19 protein-coding genes are annotated in these 16,141 nt (G+C 68.0%); 17 read left to right on the plus strand and 2 right to left on the minus strand.

Annotated features, from left to right (window positions below; all coding sequences use genetic code 11):
* The first annotated feature begins 1 nt into the window (after position 1).
* The 11 genes from MSZK_RS26390 (at position 2) to MSZK_RS26440 (ending at position 8,374) form a co-directional block, all read left to right on the plus strand.
* Positions 2–1,105, plus strand: coding sequence for a histidinol-phosphate transaminase (locus MSZK_RS26390; protein WP_233211525.1), 1,104 nt, complete (start codon positions 2–4; stop codon positions 1,103–1,105).
* Complete coding sequence (gene hisB, locus MSZK_RS26395) at positions 1,102–1,710, plus strand: imidazoleglycerol-phosphate dehydratase HisB (RefSeq protein ID WP_099251483.1); 609 nt, start codon at positions 1,102–1,104, stop codon at positions 1,708–1,710. Before MSZK_RS26390 ends, hisB begins: the two co-directional genes overlap by 4 nt.
* Positions 1,707–2,327 carry an imidazole glycerol phosphate synthase subunit HisH gene (hisH, locus tag MSZK_RS26400; protein ID WP_099251484.1) on the plus strand — a complete coding sequence of 207 codons (621 nt, stop codon included), beginning with the start codon at positions 1,707–1,709 and terminating at the stop codon, positions 2,325–2,327. Before hisB ends, hisH begins: the two co-directional genes overlap by 4 nt.
* Complete coding sequence (gene priA / locus MSZK_RS26405) at positions 2,328–3,074, plus strand: bifunctional 1-(5-phosphoribosyl)-5-((5-phosphoribosylamino)methylideneamino)imidazole-4-carboxamide isomerase/phosphoribosylanthranilate isomerase PriA (RefSeq protein WP_099251485.1); 747 nt, start codon at positions 2,328–2,330, stop codon at positions 3,072–3,074.
* Positions 3,075–3,078: 4 nt separating this feature from the next.
* A complete protein-coding gene (locus MSZK_RS26410; protein ID WP_099251486.1) occupies positions 3,079–3,897 on the plus strand; it encodes an inositol monophosphatase family protein in 819 nt (272 codons plus the stop codon).
* Positions 3,897–4,670: an imidazole glycerol phosphate synthase subunit HisF gene (hisF, locus tag MSZK_RS26415; protein ID WP_099251487.1), complete on the plus strand. Its 774-nt coding sequence runs from the start codon at positions 3,897–3,899 to the stop codon at positions 4,668–4,670. Before MSZK_RS26410 ends, hisF begins: the two co-directional genes overlap by 1 nt.
* Before the next feature lie 34 nt (positions 4,671–4,704).
* Positions 4,705–5,046, plus strand: a complete 342-nt coding sequence (hisI, locus tag MSZK_RS26420) for a phosphoribosyl-AMP cyclohydrolase (protein WP_099251488.1) — start codon at positions 4,705–4,707, stop codon at positions 5,044–5,046.
* A 112-nt stretch (positions 5,047–5,158) separates the two neighbouring features.
* On the plus strand, positions 5,159–5,887 hold the full coding sequence (locus MSZK_RS26425; RefSeq protein WP_099251489.1) for a hypothetical protein: 729 nt from the start codon (positions 5,159–5,161) through the stop codon (positions 5,885–5,887).
* On the plus strand, positions 5,884–6,300 hold the full coding sequence (locus MSZK_RS26430) for a hypothetical protein (protein ID WP_233211520.1): 417 nt from the start codon (positions 5,884–5,886) through the stop codon (positions 6,298–6,300). The genes MSZK_RS26425 and MSZK_RS26430 overlap by 4 nt, the downstream gene beginning before the upstream one ends.
* A 150-nt stretch (positions 6,301–6,450) precedes the next feature.
* Positions 6,451–7,701 (plus strand): cytochrome P450, encoded by a 1,251-nt coding sequence (locus tag MSZK_RS26435; RefSeq protein ID WP_099251490.1) that lies wholly within the window; start codon positions 6,451–6,453, stop codon positions 7,699–7,701.
* Entirely contained in the window at positions 7,694–8,374 is a 681-nt protein-coding gene (locus MSZK_RS26440) for a TetR/AcrR family transcriptional regulator (protein WP_099251491.1), read from the plus strand. Before MSZK_RS26435 ends, MSZK_RS26440 begins: the two co-directional genes overlap by 8 nt.
* Here the strand turns inward: MSZK_RS26440 and MSZK_RS26445 are convergent.
* Complete coding sequence (locus MSZK_RS26445) at positions 8,300–9,097, minus strand: ABC transporter ATP-binding protein (RefSeq protein WP_099251492.1); 798 nt, start codon at positions 9,095–9,097, stop codon at positions 8,300–8,302. The genes MSZK_RS26440 and MSZK_RS26445 overlap by 75 nt on opposite strands.
* Positions 9,098–9,108: 11 nt before the next feature.
* Positions 9,109–9,573: a peroxiredoxin gene (locus MSZK_RS26450; RefSeq protein ID WP_099251493.1), complete on the minus strand. Its 465-nt coding sequence runs from the start codon at positions 9,571–9,573 to the stop codon at positions 9,109–9,111.
* Positions 9,574–9,626: 53 nt separating this feature from the next.
* Here MSZK_RS26450 and MSZK_RS26455 point away from each other — a divergent pair, with 53 nt between their 5' ends.
* The 6 genes from MSZK_RS26455 (at position 9,627) to lgt (ending at position 15,956) form a co-directional block, all read left to right on the plus strand.
* Positions 9,627–11,144, plus strand: coding sequence for an anthranilate synthase component I (locus MSZK_RS26455; RefSeq protein WP_099251494.1), 1,518 nt, complete (start codon positions 9,627–9,629; stop codon positions 11,142–11,144).
* Positions 11,141–11,740, plus strand: coding sequence for a TIGR02234 family membrane protein (locus MSZK_RS26460; RefSeq protein ID WP_099251495.1), 600 nt, complete (start codon positions 11,141–11,143; stop codon positions 11,738–11,740). The genes MSZK_RS26455 and MSZK_RS26460 overlap by 4 nt, the downstream gene beginning before the upstream one ends.
* Before the next feature lie 78 nt (positions 11,741–11,818).
* The gene (gene trpC, locus MSZK_RS26465; protein ID WP_099251496.1) at positions 11,819–12,637 is read left to right on the plus strand and encodes an indole-3-glycerol phosphate synthase TrpC; all 819 of its coding nucleotides are present in this window, start codon (positions 11,819–11,821) and stop codon (positions 12,635–12,637) included.
* Positions 12,638–12,640: 3 nt separating this feature from the next.
* Positions 12,641–13,912: a tryptophan synthase subunit beta gene (trpB, locus tag MSZK_RS26470; protein ID WP_099251497.1), complete on the plus strand. Its 1,272-nt coding sequence runs from the start codon at positions 12,641–12,643 to the stop codon at positions 13,910–13,912.
* On the plus strand, positions 13,909–14,721 hold the full coding sequence (gene trpA / locus MSZK_RS26475) for a tryptophan synthase subunit alpha (protein ID WP_099251498.1): 813 nt from the start codon (positions 13,909–13,911) through the stop codon (positions 14,719–14,721). The genes trpB and trpA overlap by 4 nt, the downstream gene beginning before the upstream one ends.
* Complete coding sequence (lgt, locus tag MSZK_RS26480) at positions 14,718–15,956, plus strand: prolipoprotein diacylglyceryl transferase (RefSeq protein WP_099251499.1); 1,239 nt, start codon at positions 14,718–14,720, stop codon at positions 15,954–15,956. The genes trpA and lgt overlap by 4 nt, the downstream gene beginning before the upstream one ends.
* Positions 15,957–16,141: the final 185 nt, after the last annotated feature.

The following is a 16,141-nucleotide window of genomic DNA, read 5'->3' on the forward strand; positions in this document are numbered from 1 at the left end:
TATCCTGGGCGCCGGGGTCACCCTGGCGGATCTGCCGTTGCGCGACGATCTGCGCGGCAAATCTCCTTACGGTGCACCGCAACTCGAGGTGCCGGTGCGGCTGAACACCAACGAGAACCCGCACCCGCCGAGTGCGGCGCTGGTCGAGGACGTGGCCCGCTCGGTACAGGCTGCCGCCGCCGATCTGCACCGCTATCCCGACCGGGATGCCGTCGAGCTGCGCCGCGACCTGGCTGCCTACCTCACGGCCCAGACCGGTGTCTCGGTCGCTACCGAGAACGTCTGGGCGGCAAACGGATCCAACGAGATCCTGCAGCAGCTGCTGCAGGCGTTCGGTGGGCCGGGTCGCAGCGCGATCGGTTTCGTGCCGTCGTACTCGATGCACCCGATCATCTCGAACGGCACTCAGACCGAGTGGATCGAGTCGGTGCGGGCGGCCGACTTCAGCCTCGACGCGGACACCGCGGCCACCGTGATCGCCGCCCGTGATCCCGACGTCGTGTTCGTCGCCAGCCCGAACAATCCATCGGGACAGAGCATCGCGTTGGATGATCTGCGCCGGCTGCTCGATGCGATGGGGCACGGCATCCTGATCGTCGACGAGGCCTACGGCGAGTTCTCCAGCCAGCCCAGTGCGATCGCGCTGATCGACGAGTATCCGACCCGGCTGATCGTCAGCCGCACGATGAGCAAGGCCTTCGCGTTCGCCGGCGGCCGTTTGGGCTATCTGGTCGCCGCGCCGGCGATCGTCGACGCGGTGCTGCTGGTCCGGTTGCCCTACCACCTGTCGGTGGTCACTCAGGCTGCCGCCCGCGCCGCGCTGCGCCACGCCGACGACACCCTGGCCAGCGTCGCGACCCTGATCGCCGAGCGGGAGCGGGTCAGCTCCGCGTTGTCCGAACTCGGGTTCCGGGTGATCCCCAGTGACGCCAATTTCGTCCTGTTCGGTGAGTTCGCCGATGCCGGGGCGGCCTGGCAGCGCTATCTCGACGACGGCATCCTGATCCGCGACGTCGGTATCAAGGGATACCTGCGCACCACCATCGGGTTGGCGCAGGAGAACGACGCCTTCCTGGCCGCCAGCGCAAAAATAGGAGCACAATGAGCCGCACCGCGAAGGTGGAGCGCAAGACCCGCGAGTCCGACATCGTCGTCGAGCTCGATCTCGACGGCACCGGTGACGTCAGTGTCCGTACCGGGGTGCCGTTTTTCGACCACATGCTCACCTCGCTGGGCACCCATGCCAGCTTCGACCTGGCGATCTCGGCGCAGGGCGATGTCGACATCGAGGGCCACCACACCATCGAGGACACCGCGATCGTGCTCGGCACCGCGCTGGGCCAGGCCCTCGGGGACAAGAAGGGCATCCGCCGGTTCGGTGACGCCTTCATCCCGATGGACGAGACCCTGGCGCACGCCGCCGTCGACGTCTCGGGCCGCCCGTACTTCGTGCACACCGGCGAACCCGACTACATGGTGGACTTCACCATCGCCGGCTCCAGCGTGCCGTACCACACGGTGGTCAATCGGCACGTGTTCGAGTCGCTGGCGTTCAACGCCCGCATCTCCCTGCATGTGCGCACCCTCTACGGCCGCGACCCGCATCACATCACCGAGGCGCAGTACAAGGCGGTGGCCCGTGCGCTCCGTCAGGCCGTCGAACCCGACCCCCGGGTCTCGGGCGTGCCGTCCACCAAAGGCTCGCTGTGACAGCTAGATCCGTGGTGGTCCTGGACTACGGCTCGGGCAACCTGCGTTCGGCGCAGCGGGCGTTGGAGCGGGTCGGGGCCGATGTCGAGGTGACCGCCGATCCGCAGCGGGCGCTGAACGCCGACGGCCTGGTGGTTCCCGGCGTCGGCGCGTTCGAGGCCTGCATGACCGGGCTGCGGGGGATCGGCGGCGAGCGGATCATCGCCGACCGGGTGGCCGCGGGCCGCCCGGTGCTCGGCGTGTGTGTGGGCATGCAGATCCTGTTCGCCCGCGGTGTCGAGTTCGGCGTCGAATCGAAGGGGTGCGGGCAGTGGCCGGGGTCGGTCACCCGTCTCGATGCACCGGTGATCCCGCACATGGGCTGGAATGTCGTCGAGCCGGCGCCGGGCAGTCAGCTGTTCAAGGGATTCGACGCGGACACCCGGTTCTACTTCGTGCACTCCTACGCCGCGCAGACGTGGGAGGGTGCACCCGATGCGCTGCTGACCTGGGCCACCCACCACGTGCGGTTCCTGGCCGCCGTCGAGGACGGTCCACTCTCGGCGACACAATTTCATCCGGAGAAGAGCGGCGACGCCGGTGCGGCGCTGCTCGCGAATTGGGTTGAGGGGCTGTAAGTGCCACTGATTCTTCTTCCTGCCGTCGACGTGGTCGAGGGCAAGGCGGTCCGTCTGGTGCAGGGCAAGGCCGGCAGCGAGACCGAGTACGGCTCGGCGCTCGAGGCCGCGCTGACCTGGCAACGCGACGGCGCCGAGTGGATCCACCTGGTCGACCTCGATGCGGCGTTCGGACGTGGCTCCAACCGTGAGCTGCTCGCCGAGGTGGTCGGCGCGCTCGACGTGAAAGTCGAACTCTCTGGCGGGATCCGCGACGACGAGTCGCTCAAGGCGGCGCTGGCCACCGGCTGCGCCCGGGTCAACATCGGCACCGCGGCGCTGGAGAATCCGCTGTGGTGTGCCGCGGCGATCGCCGAGCACGGTGACAAGGTCGCCGTCGGCCTGGACGTGCTGATCGACCCGTCCTCGCCCGAGGGCGGTTACCGGCTGCGCGGCCGGGGCTGGGAGACCGACGGCGGCGATCTGTGGCACGTGCTGGAACGTCTTGACAGCGAGGGCTGCTCGCGGTTCGTCGTCACCGATGTCACCAAGGACGGCACGCTGACCGGGCCCAACCTCGACCTGCTCGAGGGGGTGGCCGAGTGCACGGACGCGCCGGTGATCGCCTCCGGCGGGGTGTCCAGCCTGGACGATCTGCGGGCGATCGCGACCCTGACCGGGTCCGGTGTGGAGGGCGCGATCGTCGGAAAGGCGCTCTACGCCGGACGATTCACCCTGCCGGAGGCGCTGGCCGCGGTGAGTCAGTAACCCAATGACAGCCCAGTCTGGCGACCTGCAAGCCCTGGTGGCCGAGGCGGCGAGGATCTTGGACCAGGTGTCCACCCCCTTCGTCGCCGGCCATCGGGCTGCCTCGGCCGTGCAGAAGAAGGGCAATGACTTCGCCACCGAGGTGGATCTGGCGATCGAGCGCCAGGTGGTCGCGGCACTGGAGTCGGCGACCGGGATCGGGGTGCACGGCGAGGAGTTCGGTGGAGCCGCGATCGATTCCGAGCTGGTGTGGGTGCTCGACCCGATCGATGGCACGTTCAACTACGCCGCAGGTTCGCCGATGGCGGCGATCCTGCTGGGCCTGCTTCGTAACGGCGAGCCGGTCGCCGGGCTGACCTGGTTGCCGTTCACCGACCAGCGATACAGCGCGGTGGTGGGCGGCCCGGTGTACTTCAACGGAGTCGCGCAACCGCCGATCGGGCACGGCGAGATCGGGCAGTGCGTCGTCGGCATCGGTACCTTCAACGTCGACTGGCGCGGCCGCTTCCCGGGGCGCTATCGGCTGGCGGTGCTGGAGAACCTGAGCCGGGTCTGCAGCAAGTTGCGGATGCACGGCGCCACCGGTGTGGACATCGCCTACGTCGCGGGCGGAATCATGGGAGCGGCCATCAGTTTCGGCCACCACGTCTGGGATCACGCCGCGGGGGTGGCACTGGTGCGCGCCGCGGGCGGCGTGGTCACCGACCTGTCCGGGCAGGAATGGACGCCGCAGTCGCGCTCGGCGCTGGCCGCCGCTCCCGGGGTGCACGAACATGTCATGGAGATCCTGCAGAGGGTCGGCCCACCGGAGGATTACCTGTGATGGATGTCGCGGTACGCGTGATTCCCTGTCTGGACGTCGACGCCGGTCGCGTCGTCAAGGGGGTCAACTTCGAAAATCTGCGCGACGCAGGCGATCCCGTCGAGCTGGCTGCCGCCTATGACGCCGAGGGCGCCGACGAGCTGTGCTTCCTGGACGTCACGGCGTCCTCGTCGGGGCGCGCGACGATGCTCGACGTGGTGCGCCGCACCGCCGAGCAGGTCTTCATCCCGCTCACCGTCGGCGGTGGGGTGCGCTCGGTGGCCGATGTCGACATGCTGCTGCGCGCCGGTGCGGACAAGGTGTCGGTGAACACCGCCGCGATCGCCCGCCCCGAGCTGTTGGCCGAGTTGTCCCGGCAGTTCGGTTCGCAGTGCATCGTGCTGTCGGTGGATGCCCGCACGGTGCCGGCCGGCTCGGCTCCCACCCCGTCCGGGTGGGAGGTCACCACCCACGGCGGGCGGCAGGGGACCGGGATCGATGCCGTCGAATGGGCAGCCCGCGGAGCCGAACTCGGCGTGGGCGAGATCCTGCTGAATTCGATGGACGCCGACGGCACCAAGGCCGGTTTCGATCTGACGATGCTGCGGGCGGTACGCAAGGCGGTCACGGTGCCGGTGATCGCGAGCGGTGGTGCCGGCGCGGTGGACGATTTCGCTCCGGCCGTGCAATCCGGTGCCGATGCGGTGTTGGCGGCCAGCGTCTTCCATTTTCGGGAGCTGACGATCGGTGAGGTGAAGGCCGCGATGGCAGCCGAGGGGATCACGGTCCGATGAACGAAGTGAAGAGGACGAATCGGGGTGGCGTCCGGTGAGCCTGGACCCGGAGATCGCCGGGCGCCTCAAGCGGGATGCCAACGGCTTGTTCGCCGCGATCGCGCAGGAGCACGGCACCGGCGACGTACTGATGGTTGCCTGGATGGACGACGAGGCGCTGGCGCGCACGCTGCAGACGCGCCAGGCCACCTACTATTCGCGCTCGCGTGGCGAGTACTGGGTCAAGGGTGCGACGTCCGGTCACACCCAGTACGTGCATTCGGTGCGGCTGGACTGTGACGGCGACGCGGTGCTGCTGGAGGTCGACCAGGTCGGTGGGGCCTGCCACACCGGCGATCACAGCTGTTTCGACGCCGACCTGCTGCTGGGTCCGTGACTGGCCGCCGCTGAGAGCGAGTCCTAAGCTCGGGTCTGTGGCGCCACCTCCAGGCCCGGATAGCCGACAACAGCCGAACTCATACATCGGCGCCCTGGTCGGGTAGGCGGACATGCCGATGATCGCGGGTGGTGAGGCACGACTGCCGGGTCTGTCGCGGATCGTCGGCTGGGATACCGAACACCTCCGCGTCGCAGCCACCGGCTGGGCGTTGACCGCCGAGCTGTGGGAGGCGGCTTTTGCCGATGTTCAACAAGGGACTATCTCGCCGGGCGGAACCGTCTGGGACGGGCAGGCCGCGGAGACCGCGCGAGAACGTGCCCTGTCCGACCTGGTCCTCGTTCGCGGGCTCTCCGACGCGCTCCGCGAGGCTGCCGCTATCGCCGGCCGTGGCGCTGACCAGATCGGTTCCCTCAAATCGGAAGCCGTGGAGGCGGTGAGCGCTGCGCGCGACGCGGGGTTCGCCGTGAACGACGATCTGTCGGTTACCGACCTAACCCGGCGTGTGTCGCGCATCAGCGAGGCGCGGCAATACGCTGCGACAATCGCCCATCGGGCTGATGCCCTCAGAGCAGCTGACAACGACATCGCGGCCAAGATCAAGGCCGCCGCGGCTGCCTTGTCCAACTTTCATTTCGACGAGTCGCCGCCGGAAGAGGCTGCTGTTGCGCCGCTCGTATCGTTAGTCGGCTTCCGGCCCGATCTTCCCCAGCGCATCAATGTCATCTGTATTGAGCACGCCAAAGGCATGCCATGGGAATTCGAGTGCCTGGTGGCATACCCAGACGGGACTACGGACATCTACAACACCGACGTCGACGAGTCCGGGGTGTTTCCATGATTGATGAGGACGGTGGCGACATGACCGGACCCGAACAGCCGGACCTGAACCAGTGGGCATTCCGCGTCCGCCCCGCAATCGAGCAGTTCGAAACAGGTTGGCGCGCATCCTATCCTGGCACTGAATGGTCAGTCATCGCATCGACCGAAGGAGCGGCCCGCCAACGTTTACAAGAGGAGGCCGAGAATCGCCGCCGCTCTGGGGTAGACCCGTTCGAGGGCATCTACCGTAAGCACCTCCGGGAAGCCATACCCGGCGTATACGCGATGGACAATGCGCTCTATCGGGAGGTCGCCCGCACATCGGGGTACGACCAAACGTTGCTGCAGACGGTGTTCGAGGAATCCGAACGTCGACGCGCAGCAGGCCAGCGTTACACGTTGGCCGAATACCGCGCGGAGCAGGCGACATAATTCCCTAAAATGTATGACCACAGTGCGTTGGCCTGCTGGAACTATGCGGAGGACACTGCAGCGACGTTGACCGGCCTTGCCAGTGGTCATACACTCTCATGGTAAGTGTCCGAACGCCGGTGTCGGACGCCAGGGAGAGGTGAGACATCGATGACCGCCAGTGCCGCGCCCAACGTGTTCGACAGCGGGCTACCCACGATCAACTACGGCCTCGACGCCACCCCGAGCGACATCTTCGCTGATCTTCGCAGCGCGCAATCGCGTTCGGCCATCGCCATCGGCCCACTCGGGCCTGAGATCCTGTCTTACGAGCTGGCCCGGGAGATGCTGCGCGACAATCGATTCCGTCTTCCCCCCGGTATCACGCTGGCGGCCCAGGGCATCACGTCCGGCCCGCTGTACGACAAATTGGTGAACAGCCTGCTCGGACTGGAGGGCGCGCCCCATGTCCGGCTGCGCAAACTGGTCGCCAAGGCCTTCACCCCGCGAGCGACGTCGCGCTTGTCGGACACCATCCACGAGGTGATGAACGAGCTCGTCGATCGAGTGACCGATGCCGGGCGTTGCGATGTCGTGCCAGACATCGCACGGCGCTATCCCACACCGATCATCTGCGCGCTGATCGGGGCACCGCGCGAGGACTGGCAGCTGTTCTCGGACTGGACCGAGGAGATCTTCAAGGCCTTCAACTTCCAGCCGGATGTCAACTTCGACGAGTCCGCGATCATGCGCGCGTGGGGCGAACTCGACGCCTACGTGGACGATATGGTCGCCGCCCGCCGCGGCAACCTCACCGACGACCTGCTCTCGGAGCTCATTCGGGCCGAGAGCGACGGTGACCGGCTCGATCTCGAGGAACTCCGCAGTCTGGTCGCCGGCTTCTTGATGGCGGGCACCGACACCACGCGAAACCAGCTGGCGGCATCGGTGCAGGTGCTCTGCGAGCACCCGGATCAGTGGACGACGCTGCGCAACCATCCAGAACTCGCGATGCAGGCGGTCGAGGAGAGCATGCGGCATTCGCCTGCAGCCTGCATCGTGCCGCGCGCAGCCGTCGAGGACGCGGAGTTCGGCGGCTACCTCTTTCCGGCCGGGACCTTCGTCCTCGTGAACACCTTTGCCGCCAACCGTGATCCGGCGATCTACGACGATGCCGACCGCTTCGACATCACCCGGGGGGACGTACCCGCGATCCTGACGTTCGGCGGCGGCGCGCATTACTGCCTGGGGGCGAATCTGGCCCGCCGGGAATTGGCCGAAGCCCTGGTGGTTCTCACCCGCCGACTCCCCGCCGTCCACCGGGCAGGTCCGGCGCCGTGGAAGTCGGTCCTGGGAATGACCGGTCCGACAACACTTCCCATCGAGTTCACCAGCGAAAGCCTGGTTGCCGCCGATGCGTAGCCGAGGCTGGGCGGGTGCCACACCGGCGTCGGACGAGGAGGCGATCGCCCGGGTCCTGGACGCGGTCGATGACGTGGTGTCCGAACACGGTGCGGCGCTCCGGGTCGCCGATGTCGCGCGCCGGCTGGGCGTCACCCGCCAGACGGTGTACCGCTATTTCCCCAATGCCGATGCGCTGCTGATGGCCAGCTCGATGCGGGCGGTCAACGGGTTTCTCGATCAGGTCGTCCAGCATGTCAGCGGACTCACCGATCCTGTCACCGCAGTGGTGGAAAGCGTGTCGTTCGGCATCGACAACCTGGCCGGTGACCCACAGCTGGAGAACCTGCTGACCGTCACGTCCCTGACCTCCGACACGGCGGTCACCTTCTGTCTTTCGGTCTTCCAGCGCTACGACGTGGACTGGGAGCTGCACGGGTTCGACAGCGCTGCGCTGCGCGAGCTCGTCGAAATGACGCTGCGCACCGTGCAGTCGCTCCTGACCGATCCCGGGCAGCCTCGACGCGAGGGAGTCGAACTGCGCCGTTTCCTTGCTCGGTGGCTGGGTCCGGCGATCCTCTACCCGCGGCTGACGGCGGTGGCGAACTACCAGCGGGCGCTAGAGGTCGATCGCGGTGGCTTTGGCGCGAGCGGTCCAGCGGCCCTCGTCGTAGCCGACCACGATCGGGTGTGAGAACGCTGCGGTGACGTTGTCGGTCGAGATCGTCTGCCGCGCCGGGCCACTGGCGACGGTGCGGCCGTCGGCGATCAGCAGGGCATGCGTGGTGGTGGTCGGCAGTTCTTCCAGGTGATGGGTCACCAGGATCGACGCGACGTCGGGGTGGGTCTGATCGAGGCTGTCGATGGTCTCCAGCAGTTGCTCGCGCGCGGCGACGTCGAGCCCGGTCGTCGGCTCGTCGAGCAACAGCAGCTCGGGCTCCGAGACCAGCGCCCGGGCAATGAGAGACCGCCCGCGCTCACCCTGGGACAGCGTGGGCCATACGTCGTCGGCCTTGCGGGTCATCCCGACCGCGGCGATCATCGCGTCGGCGTGCTCGGCCTGCTCCGGGCTCGGCGTCCAGCGCATCGGCAGGTCCATGGTGGCCGTGATCCCGGTGCGCACCACCTCGCGGACGGTCAGCGGATGCTGAAGGCGATGGCGTGGATTGACGTGTCCGATCGATCGCCGAAGCGCCGCGAGGTCGGTGCGCCCCATCCGGTTGCCGAGGATCTCGACGCTGCCCGTGGTGGGGAACGTGACCGCGGCGCAGAACCCGAGCAGGGTGCTCTTGCCCGCCCCGTTGGGGCCTAGCAGCGCCCAGTGCTCGCCGCGGCGAACCGTCAGCGAGATCCCGTCGATGATCTGCTTGCCGTTGCGGCGGAACGTCACATCGGAAAGTTGGAGAACAGATTCCACGATCCGCGCCGTCAGGCCTTCTGCCGCTGGCGCAGCACCTCCAGCGCCTTGTCGGCATGGGCGTCCATGTTGACCTCGCTGGAGATGACGTCGAGCACCGTGCGGTCGGTGTCGATCACGAACGTCGTGCGTTTGACCGGGATGAGCTTGCCCAGCAGGCCCCGCTTGACCCCGAACTGAGTGGCGATGGCGCCGTCGGCGTCCGACAGCAGCGGGTAATCGAAGCTCTGCGAGTCGGCGAACCGCGCCTGCTTCTCCACGGCGTCGGTGCTGATGCCCACCCGGCTGGCGCCAAGCGCCGCGAACTCGGCGCCGAGGTCGCGGAAATGACAGGCTTCCTTGGTGCAACCGGGCGTCATGGCGGCGGGATAGAAGAACAGCACGATCGGCCCATCGGCCAGCAGCTCAGTCAGCGAACGCACGGTGCCGGTCTGGTCTGGCAGCTCGAAGTCCGCGACACGGTCTCCACGTTTCATGGGTGCAGGCTACGCCGGTCAAATCGGCCCGGCGGGTCTGGGAGGATGTAGCCGTGCAATCCAACCTCGCCACCACCACACGTGAGGAGTTCCGTGCGCTGGCCGCCGAACACCGCGTGGTGCCGGTGACCCGCAAGGTGCTCGCCGACAGCGAGACACCGTTGTCGGCGTACCGGAAACTGGCCGCCAACCGGCCCGGAACGTTTCTGCTGGAGTCCGCCGAGAACGGCCGGTCGTGGTCGCGCTGGTCCTTCATCGGCGCGGGGGCGCCGTCGGCGCTGACGGTGCGCGACGGCCAGGCCGTCTGGCTCGGTACCACCCCGCAGGACGCCCCCACCGGAGGTGATCCGCTGCAGGCGCTGCATCAGACGATGTCGCTGCTGTCCACCGGGCCGCTCGCCGGGGTACCGCCGCTGTCGGGCGGCATGGTCGGGTTCTTTGCCTACGACTTCGTCCGCCGTCTCGAGCGGCTGCCCGCGTTGGCGGTTGACGATCTCGGGCTGCCGGACATGCTGCTGCTGTTGGCCACCGATCTGGCCGCCGTCGACCATCACGAGGGCACCATCACCCTGATCGCCAACGCGGTGAACTGGAACGGGACCGACGAGCGCGTCGACTGGGCCTACGACGACGCGGTCGCCCGGCTCGACGTGATGACCGATGCGCTGAACCAGCCGTTGTCGTCGAGCGTGGCCAGCTTCTCCCGCCCGGTGCCCCAACACCGCTCCCAGCGCACCTCCGAGGAGTACAGCGCGATCGTGGAGCGGTTGGTCAAGGAGATCGAGGCCGGCGAGGCCTTCCAGGTGGTGCCCTCGCAGCGTTTCGAGATGGACACCGCGGTCGACCCGATCGATGTCTACCGGATGCTGCGGGTGACCAATCCCAGTCCGTACATGTACCTGATGCACATTCCGGATGAAGCTGGGCGAACGGCCTTTTCGATCGTCGGCTCCAGCCCGGAGGCGTTGGTCACGGTCAAGGACGGGTGGGCCACCACCCACCCGATCGCCGGAACCCGGTGGCGCGGTCAGACCGAGGAGGAGGACCAGCTGCTGGAGAAGGAGCTGCTGGCCGACGAGAAGGAACGTGCCGAACATCTGATGCTGGTCGACCTCGGCCGCAACGATCTGGGCCGGGTGTGCGTGCCGGGCACCGTGCGGGTGGAGGACTACAGCCACATCGAGCGCTACAGCCATGTCATGCATCTGGTGTCCACGGTCACAGGCCTGCTCGCCGAAGGCCGCACGGCCCTGGATGCGGTCACGGCGTGCTTCCCGGCCGGCACCCTGACCGGCGCGCCGAAGGTGCGGGCGATGGAACTCATCGAAGAGGTGGAGAAGACCCGCCGTGGTCTGTACGGCGGCGTGGTGGGGTACCTGGATTTCGCCGGCAACGCCGACTTCGCGATCGCCATCCGCACCGCCCTGATGAGCAAGGGCACCGCCTACGTGCAGGCCGGCGGCGGCGTGGTGGCCGACTCCAACGGCCCCTACGAGTACACCGAGGCGTCGAACAAGGCCAAGGCGGTGCTGAGCGCGATCGCCGCCGCGGAAACGCTGGGCGCCCCGTGATCCGCATCGGGCAGCTGCTGCTGGTCGTCTCGGCGGTGCTGCTGTGGGTGGCCTCTCGGCTGGTCTGGGTGTCGGTGACGTCGTACGACGGACTGGGCCAGCCCAAGACCGTGACGCTGACCGGAGCCAACTGGTCCAACGCCCTGCTGCCACTGGCGATGTTGCTGCTGGCCGCGGCGATCGCCGGGCTGGCGGTGCGGGGGTGGGTCCTGCGGGTGGTTGCGGTGCTGGTGGCGGTGGTGACGCTGCTGCTGGGCTACCTCGGTGTCAGCTTGATTCGCACTCCGGACGTCGGTCCGCGAGGCGCCGAACTCGCGCAGATCCCGGTGCAAACGCTCGTCGCCAGCGACCGGCACTACCTGGGAGCCGGGCTGACGGTCGCCGCGGCGGCGTGTGCGCTGGTCGCCGCCGTCCTGCTGATGCGTGCGGCGGCCTCCGGGCGGGCCGCCACCGCCAAATACGCGGCTCCCGCGGCCCGGCGCCGCGCGGCTCGCGACGAGGACGGCGAGCCGGGCCTGTCGGAGCGCGGGATGTGGGACGCCCTCGACGAGGGCGTCGATCCCACCGAGCGACACCTCGACACCGAGGGTCGGTGACGGATGCGCGGCGTACTACGACTACCCTTCCAAGGAAACAAGCGAGATCGGCAGGGCGCGAGAAGGGATCCGGTTGGCATGAGCTCGGCAACCGTGCTCGACTCGATCATCGAGGGAGTCCGCGAAGACGTCGCCGCACGTGAGGCGGTCGTCAGCCTGGCTGAGGTGAAGGCTGCGGCCGAGGCGGCGCCGGCCCCGCTGAACGTGCTGGCCGCATTGCGTGCGCCCGGCATCGCCGTCATCGCCGAAGTGAAGCGCGCCAGCCCCTCTCGCGGCCAGCTCGCCAACATCGCCGACCCCGCCGAGTTGGCCCGCGCCTACGAAAGCGGCGGCGCCCGGGTGATCAGCGTGCTGACCGAGGAGCGCCGCTTTCACGGTTCGCTCGCCGACCTTGACGCCGTACGTGCCAGTGTCCGAATCCCGGTGCTGCGCAAGGACTTCATCGTCCGGCCGTACCAGATCCATGAGGCCAGGGCGCACGGTGCGGACATGCTGCTGCTGATCGTCGCGGCGCTGGAACAGCCGGCCCTGGAATCGTTGCTGGAGCGCACCGAATCATTGGGTATGACCGCGCTGGTCGAGGTGCACACGGAGGAAGAGGCCGATCGTGCGCTGCAAGCGGGCGCCAAGGTGATCGGCGTGAACGCCCGCGACCTCAAGACGCTGGAGGTCGACCGGGACTGCTTCGCCCGGATCGCGCCAGGGCTGCCGTCCGACATCATCCGGGTCGCCGAGTCCGGTGTGCGCGGCACGGGTGACCTGCTGGCTTACGCCGGTGCCGGTGCCGACGCCGTGCTGGTCGGGGAGGGCCTGGTCACCAGTGGCGACCCGCGCAGCGCCGTCGCCGATCTGGTGACCGCCGGCGCCCACCCGTCCTGCCCCAAACCCGCTCGCTGAGTCGTGGCCGACACCTCCACCCCGAACGTGCCGCGCACCAGCGCGGCCGTCGCTGAGCCCACCTCACACGAGCCGGACGCCCGCGGGCATTTCGGCGTCTACGGCGGACGCTACGTCCCCGAGGCGCTGATGGCGGTCATCGAAGAGGTCACCGCCGCCTACGAGAAGGCGCGCACCGATCAGGAATTCCTGGATCGACTGGACAACCTGCAGACCCATTACGCCGGGCGCCCGTCACCGCTGTACGAAGCGGTGCGGCTCAGCGAGCACCTGGGTGGGGCGCGGATCTTCCTCAAGCGGGAAGACCTCAACCACACCGGGTCGCACAAGATCAACAATGTGCTGGGGCAAGCCCTGCTGGCCAAGCAGATGGGCAAGACCCGGGTGATCGCCGAGACCGGCGCCGGCCAGCATGGGGTGGCGACCGCGACGGCGTGTGCGCTGCTCGGGCTGGAGTGCGTGATCTACATGGGTGCGGTGGACACCGCGCGCCAGGCGCTCAACGTGGCACGGATGCGGCTGTTGGGCGCCGAGGTGGTGTCGGTGGAGTCCGGTTCCAAAACCCTCAAGGACGCCATCAACGACGCCTTCCGCGACTGGGTCACCAACGCCGATCGCACCTACTACTGCTTCGGCACCGCCGCCGGGCCGCACCCGTTCCCGACGATGGTGCGCGACTTCCAGCGCATCATCGGGCTGGAGGCCAGGACACAGATCCTGGCGCAGGCCGGCCGGTTGCCCGACGCCGTGGCCGCGTGCGTGGGTGGCGGTTCCAACGCGATCGGCATCTTCCACCCGTTCATCGACGACACCACGGTGCGCCTGGTCGGCTTCGAGGCGGCCGGTGACGGCGTCGAAACCGGAAGGCACGCAGCAACGTTCACCGGCGGCACGCCGGGGGCCTTCCAGGGTTCGTATTCGTATCTGCTCCAGGACGAGGACGGTCAGACCATCGAGTCGCACTCGATCTCGGCCGGGCTGGACTATCCGGGCGTCGGACCCGAGCATGCGTTCCTCAAGGATCTCGGTCGCACCGAGTACCGGCCGATCACCGACACCGAGGCGATGGACGCGTTCCGGCTGCTGTGCCGGTTGGAGGGCATCATCCCGGCGATCGAGTCGGCCCACGCGGTGGCGGGTGCGGTGAAGCTGGCGGCCGAGCTGGGGCCGGGTTCGATCATCCTGATCAACCTGTCCGGGCGCGGCGACAAGGACGTCGAGACGGCGGCCAGGTGGTTCGGGTTGTTCGACAATCCCGGGCCGGGAGCCTCATGACGGTTCAGCACAGCCAGTCCGGCCGGCTGGGATCGGTTTTCGCGGCGTGCCACGAACAGGGCCGGGCGGCCCTGATCGGTTACCTGCCGACCGGCTATCCCTCCGTCGACGTGTCGATCGACGCCATGGTGGCGATGGTCGAATCCGGTTGCGACATCATCGAAGTCGGCGTTCCGTATTCCGATCCGGGAATGGACGGTCCGGTGATCGCGACCGCCACGGAGGCCGCGTTGCAGGGTGGTGTCCGGGTCCGCGACACGTTGCGGGCGGTCGAGGCGATCAGCGCCGCCGGCGGTTCCCCGGTGGTGATGACCTACTGGAACCTGATGCTGCACTACGGAATTGACGCATGGGCCCGCGATCTCGCCGCGGCAGGGGGATTGGGCATGATCACCCCGGATCTCATCCCCGAGGAAGCCGATCAGTGGATCGCGGCCTCCGACGCCCACAACCTGGACCGGATTTTCCTGGTCGCCCCGTCGTCGACCCCGGAACGGCTGGCCAAGACGGTCACGGCCTCACGCGGTTTCGTCTATGCGGCCTCGACGATGGGTGTCACGGGGGCGCGCGACGCGGTGTCCAGCGCCGCCCCGGAACTGGTGCGGCGGATCAGGGAGATCTCCGACATCCCGGTGGGTGTCGGGCTGGGCGTGCGCTCGCGTGAGCAGGCCGCCGAGATCGCGGCGTTCGCCGACGGGGTGATCGTAGGCTCGGCGCTGGTGTCGGCCCTGACCGACGGGTTGGCGGCGGTGCGGACGCTGACCGAAGAGCTTGCTGTGGGTGTGCGACAGAAGGTGCCTGCTTCGTGACGACAACCGTCTTGGCTTATTTCCCGAGCCCGCCGCAGGGGGTGTGGCATCTGGGGCCCGTCCCAATTCGGGCGTATGCGCTGTGCATCATCGCCGGAATCATCGCCGCGCTGATGATCGGCGACCGGCGCTGGGCGGCCCGCGGCGGCGAGCGCGGTGTCATCTACGACATTGCCTTGTGGGCGGTGCCGTTCGGCCTGATCGGCGGCCGGCTCTACCACCTGATGACCGACTGGAGAACCTATTGGGGTGAGGGTGGCGCGGGTTTCGGCGCCGCCTTGCGGATCTGGGACGGTGGTCTGGGCATCTGGGGTGCGGTTGCCCTAGGCGGTGTCGGAGCGTGGATCGCCTGCCGGCGCAGGGGGATTCCGCTGCCGGCCTTCGGCGACGCGATCGCGCCCGGGATCATCCTGGCGCAGGCGATCGGTCGGCTGGGCAATTACTTCAACCAGGAGTTGTACGGCCGCGAGACGACGGTGCCGTGGGGGATGGAGATCTTCTATCGGCGCGATGCGTCCGGAATGGTCGACGTGCATTCCCTCGACGGCGTGTCGACGGGTCAGGTCGCCGCGGTGGTGCAGCCGACGTTCCTCTACGAGCTGGTGTGGAACGTCCTGGTTTTCGTCTTCCTGATCTACATCGACCGGCGATTCAAGATGGGCCACGGTCGCCTGTTCGCGAGTTATGTGGCGGCCTACTGCGTGGGCCGGTTCTGGGTGGAGTTGCTGCGCGACGACACCGCCACACACATCGCCGGTATCCGGGTCAACTCGTTCACGTCGGTGTTCGTGTTCATCGGCGCGATCGTGTACATCCTGCTGGCGCCCAAGGGCCGGGAGGATCCGGCCGCGCTCGCCGGTAAGCACGCCGAGGCCGAGCCGCTCGAAGAATCGCCTGCCGAGAAGATGGCCGAGGATTTGGTGGCCGTGGCCACCGGCGGCGGTATCGCCGCGGCCGCCAGTGTGGCCGGCGAGCACGACGCCGAAGACGCCGCGGCCACCGGCGACGTCGATGAGGCTGAGCCCGAGCCTGAGGCTGCGGCTGAGCCCGAGGCTGAACCGGAACCTGAGCCCGAGGCTGAACCGGAACCTGAGCCTGAGGCTGAGGCCGAGCCGGAACCTGAGCCCGAGCCCACACCCGAGCCCACTCCGGAACCAGCCCCCGCACCGCAGCGGCGCGAGTTCCGCGCAGTCGTGCGACGCGTGCTCTGGGGCGTGGAGATCCACCGGGACTGATCAGCAGACCGCCGACCAGCGGGAACGCTCTTGTCGTAGTGCGGGCGTAGCATCGAACACATGTTCGACCATTGGCCTGAAGAGTACTTCGAGCCGTGTGATGTCTCAGGACATCGGTGACAGTTGTGTATCAGGACATCGGTGACGGTTGGTGTGTCAGGACTTCGGTGACGCTTTATCGGTCT

This window comes from Mycobacterium sp. shizuoka-1 (assembly GCF_002723835.1).
GTDB lineage: Bacteria > Actinomycetota > Actinomycetes > Mycobacteriales > Mycobacteriaceae > Mycobacterium.

What these genes read in the sequence shown, in the direction of transcription:
- hisF (WP_099251487.1), top strand. Translation starts at nt 3,897, where the DNA reads ATGGATGTCGCGGTACGCGTGATTCCCTGTCTGGACGTCGACGCCGGT.
- MSZK_RS26410 (WP_099251486.1), top strand. Translation starts at nt 3,079, where the DNA reads ATGACAGCCCAGTCTGGCGACCTGCAAGCCCTGGTGGCCGAGGCGGCG.
- hisB (WP_099251483.1), top strand. Translation starts at nt 1,102, where the DNA reads ATGAGCCGCACCGCGAAGGTGGAGCGCAAGACCCGCGAGTCCGACATC.
- MSZK_RS26430 (WP_233211520.1), top strand. Translation starts at nt 5,884, where the DNA reads ATGATTGATGAGGACGGTGGCGACATGACCGGACCCGAACAGCCGGAC.
- MSZK_RS26435 (WP_099251490.1), top strand. Translation starts at nt 6,451, where the DNA reads ATGACCGCCAGTGCCGCGCCCAACGTGTTCGACAGCGGGCTACCCACG.
- MSZK_RS26440 (WP_099251491.1), top strand. Translation starts at nt 7,694, where the DNA reads ATGCGTAGCCGAGGCTGGGCGGGTGCCACACCGGCGTCGGACGAGGAG.
- MSZK_RS26425 (WP_099251489.1), top strand. Translation starts at nt 5,159, where the DNA reads ATGCCGATGATCGCGGGTGGTGAGGCACGACTGCCGGGTCTGTCGCGG.
- trpA (WP_099251498.1), top strand. Translation starts at nt 13,909, where the DNA reads ATGACGGTTCAGCACAGCCAGTCCGGCCGGCTGGGATCGGTTTTCGCG.
- MSZK_RS26450 (WP_099251493.1), bottom strand. Translation starts at nt 9,573, where the DNA reads ATGAAACGTGGAGACCGTGTCGCGGACTTCGAGCTGCCAGACCAGACC.
- trpC (WP_099251496.1), top strand. Translation starts at nt 11,819, where the DNA reads ATGAGCTCGGCAACCGTGCTCGACTCGATCATCGAGGGAGTCCGCGAA.